Below are 15,310 nucleotides of genomic sequence, written 5' to 3'. Positions count from 1 at the left end.
GCCCGTTTATGATCAATCCAAAGCGGTTATCCATAACAAATTCTCCTGATGATAATGCGAAGGGGCAGGTTAACTGACTGCTTGCCTTTGCTGACTTTCTCGATAGTTGCTGGCTGTCACCCCCGACATGCGGCGGAAAAAGCGAGCGAAGTAGGCGGGGTCTTGAAACCCGAGTTCGTAGCCAATCTGCGTAATGGGTTTTTGAGTTAACCCAATCAGACGTTTGGACTCTTGCAGTACGCGCTCATTAACTAGGCGCTTGGCGGATTTACTGCTCACACGCTGGCATATGCTGTTGAGCCGAGATTCGGTCACGCACAGCTCGGTGGCGTAGCGAGATAAGGTCCAGTGTTTAACAAAATTGGCTTCGATAAGCTGGTGGAACTGATGAAATATCTGGGCATCTATATCGCGTATAGAAGAAGGCGAATCCGACTCGCCAGACATTCGAATGATCTCAATCAGTATCAAGCGCACCAAGGCATACATGGCTTTGGCTTTTTCTGTGCGTTCCTGTTCGTGTTCATCTTCAAGCAGAGTGAGGTACGCCAGAGTACGCTTTAATGCGTTGCTGTGTTTTTTAAATGGAATGCATATGCCTTTGGTGGCGAACAGCCCTTTATCGTTGAGCGCCATGCACTGGCTGAGTATTTGCCAGACGAATTGCTGGCGAATGGTCAGCACATACCCTTCTGTTTCGGTGGAAATAGTGAAGCCGTGAGGCACGGTTGGCGGAGTGAAAAACAGAACCGGACCTTCACACTGGTAGGTGCGGTTGTCCAGTTGCAACCGAATCTCTCCTGACATCACCACATGAATTTGGTAAAAACGGTCGTGATAATGCACAGGCATGTCGTGACCGAAAAATTGTGCGAGGTTTTGAATCTGTTCGAAGTGAACTTCGCTGTCGATGTAACGACGATCGTAAGCCTGACCAATATCGATATTGGGAATGTGCTTGCTGGCAGCGTTTTTCATGTTCATGCTCCTCCCTAAAAATGCTTCTTCGCTTACGGTTAAGGGGTCATCAGCGAAGAAGCGTCAAACCGTGATTACTGTGCGACCGCCAGGTAATGCTTCACGAATTTAGGAGACACGATGTTCCAGCGAACTTTGGTGCCTTGTTCTACAAACCAAGAGTCGCCCTTCACGTAGGTGTGTGAGATTCCTGTTTCTTCATTAGTCAGCTCTACTTCTCCTTCCAGCACGGTTGCGTGCTCAGTAAACGGGTATTGCATGCGGAACTCGCCTTTTGAACAGCCAAACAAGCCGCAGCTCACGGTATCTTCAGGGGCGCCTGAAATCATCGCTACTTCGGCTTGAGGATCGCCAGATATAACTTCAGAGCCTAAGTTTTCAATGCTGCCTACAGACATCATTTCCGGAAGAGGTTGGTTTAGTAGGATCGGTTTCATGAGATTTCCTTTTGTTGATTTCTTTACTTCGAATCGTGATTGTCTTGCGGGGAGAGCTATCGTCTGCCCAACCAGTACCCAGATATTTGGTGGAACAGCTTGCCACTGGTTACCAGCAACGGGCGTGCGACGTCTTTGCCAATCACGCGAGTCAGTGGAACAGAGCTGACAAGGTTGTAGCGATCGGTTTTCTCACTCATACCTTCTGCCAGTACCTTGCAGACGATGTGGCTCGGGGTGACGCCAAAACCGGAATAGCCCTGCACATAGAACACGTTGTCGTGATCAGGAAGTGTCCCTACCTGAGGAAACAGGTTGGCGCTGCAGCACAAAGGACCGCCCCAAGCCATGTCGATTTTTACGTCTTTGAGGTATGGGAAAATGGTGAGCATGTGTTTACGGTTCCATGCTTTTAGATCTTGTGGCATGTATTCCACCCAACGAGTGGCACTGCCAAACAGCAAGCGGTTTTCTTTGGTGACACGGTAGTAATCGATAACCGGACGAATGTCGCTATAAGCGCCGTGAATCGGGCTGATGCGCTCGATCATCTCATCAGACAGTGGCTCCGTTGCCATTTGAAACGCATAAGTATTGATGGTGTGCTTGTGAAGGTGCGATTCCATTCCCTGTAAGAAGCCATTGCATGCCCAAAGCAACTTATTCGCTGTCACGGTTCCTCGGGCAGTGCGCACTTTGATACGTTCACCATATTGAACGTCAAGAGCTTGAGTATTTTCGTAGATGGATACGCCCAGCTCTGACGCCGCTTTGGCTTCACCGAGCAGCAAGTTCAGAGAGTGAATATGACCCGCACCCATGTGTTTGAGCGCGCAGGAATAGGCAGGGGAGCCAATGACTTCTTGCACTTCCGAGCCGGTGTGCAGGGTGATCTCTTCATCCGGCGTGGCTTTTTTAAACTCTTCTTGCCAGGCTCGAAGGGTTTTTTCCTGGCGACGGTTAAAACCCAGGTAAGCGTAACCCTGACAGAAATCGGCGTCGATGTTGTACTTCTCAACACGTTCGCGGATGATGCTTGCGCCGATATTGCCAAGCTTGAAGAGCTCTTCCAACCCGTCTTTGCCCACGTGTTTTTTCACCGTGTCGATGTCGTGCCCAAGCCCAGCCATGATTTGACCACCATTACGACCAGTACCGCCATAACCCAGGTGCTTGGCTTCCAGTACCGCAATGTCTGTGATGCCTTTTTCTGCGAGTTCAAGCGCGGTGTTAATGCCTGTGAAACCACCGCCAATGATCACCACATCGACATCAATATCCTGTTCCAAAGAAGGGAACGATAAATCGTATTTCTTCGTTGCTGCGTAGTAGGTAAGAGAATTTAAGTGTTCCATAATCTTATTCTTCTGATTTCCATTTGAGGTATGGCTTCCATTTAGCCAAGTTTTGTTTTGGGGCTATATCAACCATCGGGATGAGGTTCGTTAACTCATTAACTCCAAAGGAAAATTTTATAATCCACCCATTAACATGTACTTGGTTTCCAGATAATCCTCGATGCCCTGACGAGCGCCTTCGCGTCCTAATCCCGACGATTTGATGCCGCCAAATGGCGCGACTTCAGTCGAAATCAGACCTTCGTTGATGCCAACCATGCCCGCTTCGAGTGCTTCTCCGACTCGCCATGCTCTGGCAAGGGATTGGGTGTAGAAATACGCCGCCAAGCCAGAATCGGAATCGTTGGCACGTTCAATCACTTCTTGTTCTGAATCGAAGGGAAAAATCGCCGCGAGTGGACCAAAGGTTTCTTCATTCGCCGCATGCATGTCGTCGTTCATGTCGGTGACGATTAACGGATTAAGGAAAAGGTCTTTGGGGGGATTAGGATCACCAGAAATCAGCGTTGCGCCTTGCTCCAGGGCATTTTGGACGTGTTCGCATACTTTGGTGACAGCCGCTTGGTTGATCATTGCCCCTATCTGAACATCGGCACGAAATCCGTCGCCGACTTGTAAGGCTTCCACCGCCGTTTTGAACTTAGCAATGAATTCGTCGTGAACCTTACGGTGCACAAAAATGCGGTTGGCACACACGCAGGTTTGCCCAGCATTACGGTATTTGGCGACCATCAAGCCCTGAACTGCTGAGTCCAGATCGGCGTCATCGAATACAATGAACGGCGCGTTTCCGCCCAGTTCCAAAGACAACTTTTTCACCGTATCCGATGATTGATTCATCAGAATCTTGCCCACGTGAGTCGAACCCGTGAAACTGATTTTTCTGACGATAGGGCTTTGCGTGAGTGCTCCTCCGATTTGAACGGCGTCTCCGGTGACGATGTTTAATACGCCAGCAGGTATGCCTGCCCGAATCGCAAGTTCACCCAGTGCGAGCGCAGTAAAAGGGGTTTCGGGAGCGGGTTTTAATACGACCGCACAGCCCGCAGCCAGAGCAGGACCGCATTTTCGCGTGATCATGGCGGCTGGGAAATTCCAAGGGGTGATCGCGCCTACGACACCAATGGGTTCTTTAGTGACCACAATCCGCGCATCGGCTTTGTGGCTTGGTATGGTTTCTCCGTAAGTGCGCTTTGCTTCTTCCGCAAACCATTCGATAAAGCTGGCGGCATAGGCTATTTCGCCTTTTGCTTCGGCAAATGGCTTTCCTTGTTCTGTCGTGAGGATGGTGGCGAGATCGTCCTGATGTTCGATCATCAATTCATACCAGCGATGCAGGATTTGCGAACGCGTTTTGGCGGTTTGGGCTTTCCAGCCTTTTTGTGCCCGCTCTGCTGCGTTTATGCTTGCTTGTGTTTCTTCGTTGCCTAAACGGGGAACAAACCCCACTACGCTGTTATCAGCGGGGTTGTAAATTTGATCAAACTGGGCACCGTCACCCACCCATTCACCGTTGATCAGGCATCGTTGTCGAAACAAAGTTGGATCGTTTAATTTCATCGTGCGCTCCATTGCAAAAAAGCGCCCTTAGGAAGGGGGGAAGGGCGCAATGATTAAGGTTGGTGGTTAGACCGTGAACAGAACGTTGGCTTGACCCGTTCCAGAACTTGGGAAATATTCGCCAATTAAGGTGCCTTTCCCTTGGTAGCTGTCCCAGCCAAGTGCGCCGAACAGCATGGCAGTATCGTGCATGCCACCTTCGCCAGAACACAGCTCAGCGTAGTCAGGTAACATTTCCAGGAAGGTTTTTATTTCCCCTTTCTCCCAAAGCTCCAACACACGCAAATCCATTTGGCGGTTAAACTCACGAGAAATGGTGAAGGTGCCGTTGTTGGCTTCGTAGTCGTCGTTATCCCAGATTCGGTGAGACAGAGATCCTGAAGCCAGAAGCATGACTCGGCTGTCGCTCTCCTCAATGGCTTCTCGGATCGCTTCACCGACCTGGCGAGACGATTCGATGCTGTGTACTGCGCACCAGCCACCAATGGACACGACTTTGAAGTGGGCGTCGTCGTTCATATAGCGCATCGGCACTAAGGTGCCGTATTCCAGGTCGAGTGTTTCAACCTGGTGAGAAAGGGTATGCACGCCTTTTGCCATGGCTTTCTCTGCAATGGCATCGCCCAAGTCCGGGTTACCGTCGTAGTGATAAGCAAGGTTTTGAATAAAGTGCGGAAACTCATGGCTGGTGTAGATGCCGTCGAAGCTTTTATTGGCGTTGACGTGATAACCCGCGTTCACCAGCCAGTGCGTGTCGAGCACCACAATGGTGTCGACGTTGTTCTCTTTCGCCAGTGCCGCGAGATGCTTGTGACCGTCGATAGCCTGCTGGCGACAACCGAACAGTCGACCGGGTTGTTCCGACATTAGCATGGTTGGAACGTGTGTGATTTTGGCTGCAATGACCAGTTCACCCATAATCATTCTCCTTGTGTTTCACGTTGGATTCTTTCCATTCATTGGATCATTTGGTTCGCGCTGAACGGATCAGCGCGATGCTCACTTCGCCAGCTTTTGATGAATGTTGTTCTTCTTGTAATTCAGGGTTGGGTGGAGCTCCGTAATCTCCAGCCCAAAACTCAGGTAGTGGCGTTCAAAAACAGAGGTGAGATAATCCGTCATAAAGGCGTGTATGGTGTCACCCACGTCTTTGAGTGTGTCTTCTGTTCGCCCACTGCCCACCTTGATGGAAAGCTGCAAAAAGCGGTTTTCCGGATCGCCCTCAGCGACCCGAAACTGTTCACAGCGATGCGCTCGAATTCGAATTCCACCGAGAGGAAAAACGCCAGTTGTTTGAGCGACGTCTGCCAATTTTTCGAATAAATCTGGGAAGTCGATATCCGAATCGAGATTGGCGGAGTACTCCATCACGAAATGAGGCATTTAGCTCTCCTTACCCAGTTTCGGTACTGTGTGCTGGTCGTGAGCAATACAGATGTTTTTGGTTTCCATGTAGAAATCGAAACTCCAGTCACCTCCGTCTCGCCCTAATCCTGACATCTTCATGCCACCAAACGGGGAGGGAAGGTTACGGTTGTTTTCGGAGTTGACCCAGACCATGCCTGCCTCGATTTTGTGAGCACAGCGCAAAGAACGACCGGTGTCGCCTGTCCAGATATACGCAGCCAAACCATATGGGGTATCGTTGGCGATCTGGATTGCCTGTTCTTCGTTATCGAAAGTGATGACAGAAAGCACAGGGCCAAAGATCTCCTCACATGCGACTTTCATTTTGTTGTCGACATCAATGATGAGCGCAGGTGCAAAGTAATAACCATCTTCAGGGGCATCCGATGAAATGCTGCCACGTAAGACGCTGGCACCTTCTTGCTCGGCGGAATCCAGATAGCTCAACACTTTATCGAGGTGAGTTGGGTGAATCAGTGGACCGACTTCGGTGTTCACATCCAGCGGGTGACCGACTTTCAGAAGACTGACCCGCTCTTTCAACTTGGCAATGAAGGTGTCTTTGATGGACGAGTGAAGCAGCAGTCGGCTAGAACTGGTACAGCGTTGACCATTCAGGCTGTAAATCATAAAGACCACGGCATCCAATGCGCGTTCTATGTCGGCATCGTCAAACACTAAGACGGGGTTTTTGCCGCCTAATTCGAAATGGACACGTTTTAACGTTGGAGCACCTTGCGCCTGAATCATAGAGCCTGTGGTGGTTTCGCCCACAAACGCAATGGCTTTGATGGCTGGGTGTTCAGTCAGCGCTTTGCCTGCAACTTCACCAAACCCGTTCACCATGTTCCACACACCATTTGGCAATCCGGCTGCTTGCGCACATTCCGCCAGAATCGCCGCGCTGAGTGGGCTGAATTCCGCAGGCTTGTGAACAACGGTACAACCGGCGGCAAGTGCTGGCGCAATTTTCCACGTGGAGAGCATGAACGGTGTATTCCAGGGTGTGATGACACCCACAGGGCCAATTGGCGTTCTCACCGTGAAGTTGGTGTGGGATTCCTGAAACAGTGAGTCGCCGTTTTTGGCTTCTGGTGCTTTATCTGCAAAAAAACGGAAGTTTGCTGCGCCGCGAACGGCTGCCTGTTTCATGAAGCGAAATGCTTGTCCGCAGTCTACCGATTCTACCAGCGCGATTTCTTCTGCGCGGCGTTCAATTTCATCCGCTAGCTTATGCAAGATTTGACGTCGTTTGGCTCCGGAGAAGTTTGCCCATTCCTCGAAAGCGTTCTGAGCAGCAAGGCAGGCTTGATTCACATCTTCTGCACTGCCTTTGACGACGGTTCCCAAGCGTTTGTTGTTAATCGGGCTTTGGTTTTCAAAGGTGTCTTCGCCGCTACCCAGCGTCCACTCGCCATTGATGAAGTGACCTAGGGTGTCGGTTTTGAATCTCGCCAGATATTCTCGGGCTTTGGTGATTTGAGAGTCTAAAGTTGTCATTTTGCTTAATCCTTGCGTTCAAAATATTCCGTTTCACTGACCATGTAGGTGGTGAGCGTCCCCAGCCCTTCAATGGAGCAGTCCACAACATCACCGGGTTGGGTGTCTTTCAGACCTTTTGGCGTCCCCGTTGCAATCATGTCACCCGGCTGTAATGTCAGGGTTTGGCTGAGGTAGGCAATCAACTCTGGCACGCTGAAAATCATGTCATTGGTGTTGCCCGTCTGGACGACTTCACCATTCACTCGCGTTTCCAGTGCGAGGTTATCGATATCGGGTAATTGGTCTTTACTGATTAGCCATGGACCAATCGGGCAGAGTGAATCGCGGCTTTTTACTTTCAGGTTCGGGCGATAATAATTTTCCAGGTAATCGCGTATCGCGAAGTCGTTGCAGATGGTGTATCCGGCGACATAATCCATCGCGTCTTCTTTGGCGATGTTCTTGCCTTTTTTCCCGATGACTGCGACCAGCTCACACTCGTGATGCATAAAGTCCACATTGTCAGGCCGGTAGGTGTTGCAACGGTGCCCGGTCAAGGTATTCGCCCCTTTGATGAATACCAACGGGACTTCAGGTGCTGAAAAAGCCAGTTCTGATGCGTGATCTGCGTAGTTGAGCCCGAGAGCGAAAATAGTGCCCGGGTTTTCAATCGGGCAAAGCCATGTGATGTCGTTTTGGGGAACAACATGACCATCGGGACCAATCAAATGACCTTCGGTATCAATGGTGACGTGGAGCGTTTTGCCGTTTTTCAAAATGCGTGCGGTTTTCATGCGTGTGACTCCCCTAAACGGCTGGTTAGATGGTGATGCCCATTGATGCTGGATTCGATTTTGTCTCCGGCGCGAACCGGAATACGTTCGCCGTGGAAACAAGGGGCGATGATGTCCCCGGGCTCTAGCGTCATGATGCGAGAAATACGTTCGATCAATTCGGGAATGCTCATCTCAAATTGATCTGTAGAGATATCGCCTCGCCATTTGCCATTGATTTTGGTCGAGACCACGGCTTTCGTTGGCGAGTCGAGCAAGCTGACAGGCTGCCAGTTGCCATTCATGGCTGCTGATCTGTCGATGCCTTTACCCAAAATATCTGGTCGGTAGTAGCTTTCTTCTGGAGACGAAATGTCATGCACCACACTGATGCCACTGATGTATTGCAATGCGTCCTCTCGGCTGACACGCTGGCAACGCTTTCCAACCAGTAACGCAAGGCTCGCGCCGACCACAAGCGGTGCGTTGGGAGCATCCATTGGGATCAGTGAGTTGTCTTTGTTCCAGGTGTTTCGAGGCTTAAAATACAAAACGGGTTCAGTCGGCAGCGCTTTGTAAGGGGGCTGTTGAAACTTATCGCTCCAGATTTCGCGGTGACGTACGTCATTGAGTGCGACACAAACGAGTTTTGAGCTGCTGTCAGGTAGAATCGTCATGTGAATCCTTATTTAGTATCCGCTGCCTGTTGGCGCGGTATCTTGTTGTCCTTTAAAGCGAGAAACGAGGGCTTTCGCACCGTTAGAAAGCAGCAATGTGTCGACCCCAATGCCTATAAAGCTGGCGCCACAATCTGCGTAGTGCTGCGCTTTTTCAGGGTTCAGGCATAAGATCCCTGCGGCTTTTCCTGCTTCTCTGATGGTGCGAATCGCTTTTTCAATCGCTGCCACTACATCAGGGTGGTCTGGATTGCCCACATGCCCCATGGAGGCAGACAAATCCGTCGGGCCGATAAACACGCCATCCACGCCGTTGACCGAAACAATGGCTTCGAGGTTGTCGAGAGCCGTTTGGGTTTCTGCCTGTACCAGCAAGCACACGTTGTCGTTGGCCTGATGAACGTAGTTCGGAATTTGATTCCAATGTGCAGCGCGAGCCAGTGAACTGCCCATACCGCGGCGTCCTGCTGGTGGGTAGCGACAGTCCAACACTAGCGATTGCGCTTGTTCAGCTGTATCAACCATCGGTATTAGAAGCGTTTGTGCGCCGATATCGAGTAACCGTTTGATGACCGTGGTGTTGCCCTCAGCAGGGCGAACAATCGGGGCAGCGGAGTAGGGGGCAATCGCACGTAGGCTGGCAAGAAGATCGCCTAATTCAAAAGGGGCGTGCTCCCCGTCCAAGAGCAACCAGTCAAAGCCCGCACCGGCACAGATTTCTGCACAGGTGGGATCTGGCAAACCCTGCCACAAACCCCATTGCAATTCGTGATGAATCAATTTGTTCTTAAATGTGTTCTTCATGACGGCTCCTTACACGAAAGACACGGAAATTCCGCCTAACGGACCGTAATCGGCATGCACCGTGTCGCCTGCTTTCACGGCGACGGGGCGGGTGAAAGAGCCAGACAAAATCACCTGCCCAGGCTCTAAGCCAATCCCATGTGGCGCAAAGCGTTTGCATACCCAGCAGATGCCGTTGGCAGGGTGCCCGAGCACGCCAGACGCCAATCCGGTTTCTTCGATTTGACCATTGAGGTACAGAGCGGCACCTGCCCAGCGAATGTCCATTTCGTCGGGGCGAATCGGGCGTCCGCCAATAATGATTCCACCATTGGCTGCGTTGTCTGCGATGGTGTCGTACACCTTGCGGGTGTACCCAGTTTCAGGGTCGGTTCGGTGGCATCGTGCGGCAATCAACTCAATGGCCGGTACCACGTAATCGGTGGCATTGAGCACATCAAAGATGGTAACGTTTTCGCCTTTGAGCGGGGCTTTCAACACAAAGGCAAGTTCGACTTCAATGCGGGGGTCGAGGAAATCTCCCGCCGGAATTTGTGCGCCATCTGGAAAGAACATGTCATCCAGAAGCACGCCGAAATCGGGCTGGTCAATGTTGACAGCCATCTGCATTGCACGAGAGGTGAGCCCTATCTTGTAGCCTTTCACCTGAGCGCCGTTTTCGATCTTTTGGTCTACCCAGTTTTTCTGTATGGCGTAAGCGTCATCTATGGTCATTTCTGGGTGAGACAAGGTTAATGCTGGGATTTGTTTCCGATTGATTTCCGCTTGATACAGTTTTTGAGCTGCGCTCTGTATTTCTTCCTTAGTGAGCATACGACTTCCTTATTTTAATTATTCAATTGGGTGATTTTAATTTTGGCTAAGTTGTATTTATCTATATCAAATAGATTCATTAAGTAAAAACTATTGGATAATTCGCTTGGTATTATTGATTGTTAATATTTATATCTATTTCAGATATTTAAAATTATTTTGAGTTTTACTGAGATTGAAAAGTGCAATCCATTAATAGGAAAAGCCATATCTAAATATCCCCCTTTATCTAATATGGAATTGTGATCCTACACTCGAAGGGAATATGAAAATGGAACAGGATAAACAAAAGATATTTAGAGATGCCATGTCGAATCTTGCGGCTGCAGTGAACATTGTAACCACTGGAGGAAAGGCTGGCTTAGGCGGTATTACTGCCACGGCAGTATGTTCAGTGAGTGATAGCCCAGCAACCATGCTGGTGTGCGTAAACCAACAAAGTGGCAGTCACGATAAGTTCCGAGAAAATGAGAATGTTTGTATTAACATTTGCAGTCAGGAACAAGAGCCTATGTCGTATCATTTTGCGGGAATGACAAAGCTGACCATGGATGAACGTTTCCAGTTGCCGGATTGGACGCTCTCTGAAATTGGTGTGCCAAAACTGGATGGTGCGATTGCAAACCTCGAAGGTAGAATAAAGTCTGTTAATGAAGTGGGTACGCATTCTGTATTTTATGTAGAAATTGAAGATATCAATATTAACTCAAGTAAAGACGCCCTTATTTATTTTAATCGAGAGTTTAGAACGGTTAAAAATGAACAAGCAACGGCGGCTTAAATTAAAAGTACCAACCATTCTTTTAAAAATACAATAATGTGAGACGAATTATGAATACTCAAAACCCTTTACTTGAAGAATTAAATAAGATTCTCCCAACCATTGCCGAAAATGCTGCCATGGCAGAGCGAGACAGAACCCCTCCGGAAGTGAACATTCGGCTTCTAAAAAGCATCAATTTCCACCGTGCCTTGCAGCCAAAAGCTTACGGTGGTTTAGAAGTCTCACTTCCGGAGTTTACCAATTGTGTAGCAGCGTTAGCTGGCGCGTGTGGCGGAACTGCATGGGCAGCGAGTTTACTTGCTACACACAGCCACCAGATGGCGATGTTCTCTCAGCAAGCGCAAGAAGAGTTCTGGGGAGAAAATCCCGATGCTACGGCAAGCAGCAGCATTGCACCGTTTGGCAAAATTGTGGAAGTAGAAGGTGGAGTACTGTTTAACGGGCATATGCGCTGGAGCAGTGGTTGTGACCACGCCGAATGGGCGATTTTAGGTTTCTGGCGCGAAGGTATTCAGGGGGAACGCATATACTCATTTGGCGTTGTGCCAAGAAGTGAATACACCATTCAAGACGATTGGTTTGCGGCGGGCATGAAATCCAGCGGAACCAAAACCTTAATCTTAGAAGACGTGTTTATCCCTGAACATCGTATCGAAGCAGCTAAAGACATGATGGAAGGCAAATCTGCTGGGTTCGACTTGTATCCTGACAGCAAGATTTTCTATGCCCCTTACCGTCCATATTTTGCTTGTGGCTTCTCAGCGGTGAGTTTAGGTATTGCCGAGCGCATGCTGACCGTGTTCAAAGAAAAGACCCAGAACCGTGTTCGTGCATACACAGGAGCGAATGTGGGTGCCGCAACTCCTGCGCTAATGAGGCTCGCAGAATCGACCCATCAGGTGAACGCCGCTCGCGCATTTTTGGAAAAGACGTGGGAGGAACATAAAGAGTACGGCGAACAGAAACGCTACCCAGACCGCGAGAAGCTCGCACATTGGCGCACCAATCAGGCGTATGCCGTTAAAATGTGTATAGAAGCGGTTGATCGCTTATTTGAAGCAATGGGCGGGAATTCTTGGTTTGAAGACAACGAAGCACAGCGTCTGTTCCGCGATTCTCACATGACAGGTGCTCACGCATACACCGACTATGACGTGTGTAAGCAGATCTTTGGTCGTGAATTGATGGGGTTAGACCCTGATCCGACTATGGTTTGATGGTTCTTTTTATTGTTTTCACCTAAATTATTCAATTAACTTTGTCTCGCGGTTCGCTTTTTTTTTCAAGAGCGAACCGCGTTTTCTTTGTCGCTAACCTAATGAATAGAAAAGAACATTTTTTAGGTTCAGAGCAGAGTGCTTATGCATCAAATGTAACAGATGAGAATAATTCTCAATATTTTGTTGACAATGAAAATGAGAATGACTATTGTTTACCTGTCGGCGGGGAGAAGAAAACAGTTTGTTCCTAACAAGCCAATTCTTAATTCCGTTTGACACGACATTGCTCACATTGCTTCCAGTGTAATTTATAGCTTTTGGCAAGGTTGAAAATTTTCAGTCTGCCTCATTTTTGCTAAGCGACTCATGGTTATGAGTCGCTTTTTTCTTTTCTGCGTTCCAGAAATAGACACCCTCTACACGACTAAACCTGACGCTACCTGCCATATAACCTAGATTGGTTATAAAATGTGCAATTAAACCTAAAATTCCCTCTAATGATAGTTGAGCCACATCTCAGACCCATTCTCTATGCTAACTTGTTGAATATGGGCGGCTTAATTTTGTCGCCTTTGTGTCGCCACATAGCCTAATCAGGCTCTGTCAATGGATAGAGAAAACAAGAACTAAAATCTAGTGTAAGGAGGCGTTATGGGGATCAAAGAACTGGTATCAGACGACTTATACGTTCAAGCTTTAACGGAAGATTTTGAATATTCGTCAACCAAGACTATAGAGCCGATCGACGAGATTGTAGGACAAGAGCGCGCGCAAAAAGCCGTTGAATTCGCTATGTCCATTAAAGAGAAAGGCTACAACATATACGCGATTGGTCGTAATGGCTTAGGTAAGCGCACCATGGTGTTGCGTTATCTGAATCGTCACCCTGTCGATAATGAGTCAACATTCGACTGGTGTTATGTTGCCAATTTTGAAGACATCCGTACCCCTAAAGTGCTTAAGTTGCCTGCTGGAGTTGGTAGCCGCCTGAGTAAAGACATTGAAAAGCTGATGACCAAACTGGTCAAAGCCATGCCGTTGGCTTTTGACAACGAAATCTACTATTCACGTGCTGACAAGCTGAAAAACCAGCTTGCTGCCAAACAGCAAACCGAGCTGGAAGGCATTAGCAAAGAAGCGAAAGAGCGTGGTATCAGCTTAACTATCACCAATCAGGGTGATTACCAGTTTGTAGCCATGAATGGAGATGAACTGCATACCGAAGAGTCTTTTGATGAACTCACATTAAAAGAGCAGGACTACTTCGATAAAACCATCGATTCGCTGGAAATCTCCTTACGTTCCATGGTTCGTCAGTTGACGGAGTGGGAAGAAGCGTACACCGAGAAAATCCACAAGCTGAATAGCGAAGTAACGCTGGATGTAATCAGCCATTTCATCAAGCAACTGAAAAAAGACTATTCCGATTTCTCGGAGGTGAAAAAGTACCTGAGCGAGTTGCAAAAGGACATCATCGAGAACGTTGATATCTTCCTTGAAGAAGCGAATGAACACGGTGAAGTCTCTACCGCGGCACTGGATAAAAAGCTACCGCGTCGCTACAAAATCAACGTGCTTGTCAGCCAGAAAGATGAAAACTTCCCAATCATCGTGGAAGACAACCCGAACTATCACAGTTTGTTCGGTTATACAGAAACCGCGACCTTTAAAGGAACGGTGTTTACCGACTTCTCCCTAATTCGTCCTGGTAGTCTGCATAAAGCCAATGGTGGCGTGCTGCTTATGGATGCGATGAAGGTTCTGGAACAACCTTATGTTTGGGATGGTCTGAAACGAGCCCTACGCGCGCGCCAACTCAGCCTGACCTCACTGGAGAAAGAGTTAACGCTAACTGGTGCGGTTTCACTCGATCCAGAACCGATTCCGCTGGATGTGAAAATTATCCTGTTTGGTGATTACCGAACCTATCAATTGCTGCAGCACTATGATGCGGAGTTTGGTGAACTGTTCCGTGTGACCGCTGATTTTGAAGATGAGATGACGCGAACACCGGAAGCGGAGCTTCATTACGCGCGCTTTATTTCCAGTATCGTGCACGATAATGGCATGCTGCACTGCGACAAAAAAGCCATTGCCAGAATCATAGAACACAGCTCCCGCCGGGCAGGTGATTGCACTAAGCTTTCACTGCATTCAGCGCATATCGCCAACCTGCTGCGCGAATCAAACTACGTAGCTCGTGCAGCGAAATCGAACTTGATTCGTTCCAGCCACGTTGAACAGGCACTGGCTAGCCAGGAGATGCGAGTAGGCAGGTTGAAAGACAGTGTGATGGAAAGCTTTACTAACGGAACAACCCTAATCAAAACGGAAGGGGAAGCCGTGGGGCAGGTGAATGCGTTGTCGGTACTGAGCACCAGCGATCATATGTTTGGCGCACCAAACCGAATCTCAGCCACTACAGCCTATGGTGACGGTGAGGTGATCGATATCGAGCGTAACGTTGATCTCGGCGGTAACATTCACTCTAAAGGTGTGATGATTCTGTCGGCTTACTTAGCCTCCGTATTTGGCAAAACCGCTAGAGTGCCGTTAACCACTCACATCACGTTTGAACAATCGTACGGTGGGGTGGATGGCGATAGTGCCAGCATGGCAGAACTATGTGCCATTGTTTCGGCTTTCTCTAAATTGCCAAACCGCCAGGACATTGCGATTACGGGTTCAATGAACCAGTTCGGTGAGTCTCAGCCAATTGGTGGGGTTAACGAGAAAATCGAAGGCTTCTTCGACGTATGTGTGATCAAAGGACGTAACTCATCGCAAGGTGTCATTATCCCTCAAGCCAATGTTCATAACCTGATGCTGCGTGCAGATATTGTAGAGGCGGTAGAAAAAGGCGAGTTCCACATCTGGGCGATTGAACATGTAACCGAAGCCATCGAAATCTTTACCGGGAAGAAACCTGGCGATTTGGGTGATGAAGTTGCTTACCCAATCGATTCGGTGTTTGGCATTGCTCAAGCGAAGCTGAATGCGCTGCGTAAGTAATAACT

14 protein-coding genes are annotated in these 15,310 nt (G+C 48.9%); 3 read left to right on the top strand and 11 right to left on the bottom strand.

Features of this window, described 5'->3' with window-relative positions; genetic code table 11:
* Window positions 1-69 precede the first annotated feature (69 nt).
* From hpaA to hpaH, 11 genes are all read right to left on the bottom strand, one after another.
* Entirely contained in the window at window positions 70-984 is a 915-nt protein-coding gene (hpaA, locus tag RH89_RS21590) for a 4-hydroxyphenylacetate catabolism regulatory protein HpaA (RefSeq protein ID WP_038123116.1), read from the bottom strand.
* Between the two features lie 68 nt (window positions 985-1,052).
* Complete coding sequence (locus RH89_RS21585; RefSeq protein WP_004406460.1) at window positions 1,053-1,415, bottom strand: cupin domain-containing protein; 363 nt, start codon at window positions 1,413-1,415, stop codon at window positions 1,053-1,055.
* Between the two features lie 56 nt (window positions 1,416-1,471).
* Window positions 1,472-2,770 carry an NAD(P)/FAD-dependent oxidoreductase gene (locus RH89_RS21580; protein ID WP_004406459.1) on the bottom strand — a complete coding sequence of 433 codons (1,299 nt, stop codon included), beginning with the start codon at window positions 2,768-2,770 and terminating at the stop codon, window positions 1,472-1,474.
* Window positions 2,771-2,887: 117 nt separating this feature from the next.
* Window positions 2,888-4,333 (bottom strand): NAD-dependent succinate-semialdehyde dehydrogenase, encoded by a 1,446-nt coding sequence (locus tag RH89_RS21575; RefSeq protein WP_004406458.1) that lies wholly within the window; start codon window positions 4,331-4,333, stop codon window positions 2,888-2,890.
* A gap of 66 nt (window positions 4,334-4,399) precedes the next feature.
* Window positions 4,400-5,251, bottom strand: coding sequence for a 3,4-dihydroxyphenylacetate 2,3-dioxygenase (gene hpaD, locus RH89_RS21570; RefSeq protein ID WP_004406446.1), 852 nt, complete (start codon window positions 5,249-5,251; stop codon window positions 4,400-4,402).
* An 81-nt stretch (window positions 5,252-5,332) separates the two neighbouring features.
* A complete protein-coding gene (locus tag RH89_RS21565) occupies window positions 5,333-5,716 on the bottom strand; it encodes a 5-carboxymethyl-2-hydroxymuconate Delta-isomerase (RefSeq protein WP_004406444.1) in 384 nt (127 codons plus the stop codon).
* Window positions 5,717-7,240, bottom strand: coding sequence for a 5-carboxymethyl-2-hydroxymuconate semialdehyde dehydrogenase (gene hpaE / locus RH89_RS21560; RefSeq protein WP_004406442.1), 1,524 nt, complete (start codon window positions 7,238-7,240; stop codon window positions 5,717-5,719).
* Between the two features lie 5 nt (window positions 7,241-7,245).
* On the bottom strand, window positions 7,246-8,016 hold the full coding sequence (locus RH89_RS21555) for a fumarylacetoacetate hydrolase family protein (protein WP_004406440.1): 771 nt from the start codon (window positions 8,014-8,016) through the stop codon (window positions 7,246-7,248).
* The gene (locus tag RH89_RS21550) at window positions 8,013-8,672 is read right to left on the bottom strand and encodes a fumarylacetoacetate hydrolase family protein (protein WP_004406438.1); all 660 of its coding nucleotides are present in this window, start codon (window positions 8,670-8,672) and stop codon (window positions 8,013-8,015) included. Before RH89_RS21550 ends, RH89_RS21555 begins: the two co-directional genes overlap by 4 nt.
* A gap of 12 nt (window positions 8,673-8,684) precedes the next feature.
* Window positions 8,685-9,476 (bottom strand): 4-hydroxy-2-oxoheptanedioate aldolase, encoded by a 792-nt coding sequence (gene hpaI / locus RH89_RS21545; protein ID WP_004406436.1) that lies wholly within the window; start codon window positions 9,474-9,476, stop codon window positions 8,685-8,687.
* A 9-nt stretch (window positions 9,477-9,485) separates the two neighbouring features.
* Entirely contained in the window at window positions 9,486-10,289 is an 804-nt protein-coding gene (gene hpaH / locus RH89_RS21540) for a 2-oxo-hept-4-ene-1,7-dioate hydratase (RefSeq protein WP_004406434.1), read from the bottom strand.
* Window positions 10,290-10,560: 271 nt separating this feature from the next.
* On the opposite strand from hpaH, the gene hpaC reads away from it, so the two are divergent.
* From hpaC to RH89_RS21525, 3 genes are all read left to right on the top strand, one after another.
* A complete protein-coding gene (gene hpaC / locus RH89_RS21535) occupies window positions 10,561-11,070 on the top strand; it encodes a 4-hydroxyphenylacetate 3-monooxygenase, reductase component (RefSeq protein ID WP_004406431.1) in 510 nt (169 codons plus the stop codon).
* 50 nt (window positions 11,071-11,120) lie between these two features.
* Window positions 11,121-12,290 carry a p-hydroxyphenylacetate 3-hydroxylase oxygenase component gene (locus tag RH89_RS21530; RefSeq protein ID WP_004406429.1) on the top strand — a complete coding sequence of 390 codons (1,170 nt, stop codon included), beginning with the start codon at window positions 11,121-11,123 and terminating at the stop codon, window positions 12,288-12,290.
* A gap of 654 nt (window positions 12,291-12,944) precedes the next feature.
* Window positions 12,945-15,305, top strand: a complete 2,361-nt coding sequence (locus RH89_RS21525; RefSeq protein ID WP_004406426.1) for a Lon protease family protein — start codon at window positions 12,945-12,947, stop codon at window positions 15,303-15,305.
* Window positions 15,306-15,310 lie beyond the last annotated feature (5 nt).

This window comes from Vibrio nigripulchritudo ATCC 27043, from assembly GCF_000222685.1.
Classification (GTDB): Bacteria; Pseudomonadota; Gammaproteobacteria; order Enterobacterales; family Vibrionaceae; genus Vibrio; species Vibrio nigripulchritudo.
The sequence above is the reverse complement of the archived record's forward strand: the minus strand, read 5'-3'. Positions and strand labels throughout refer to the sequence as shown.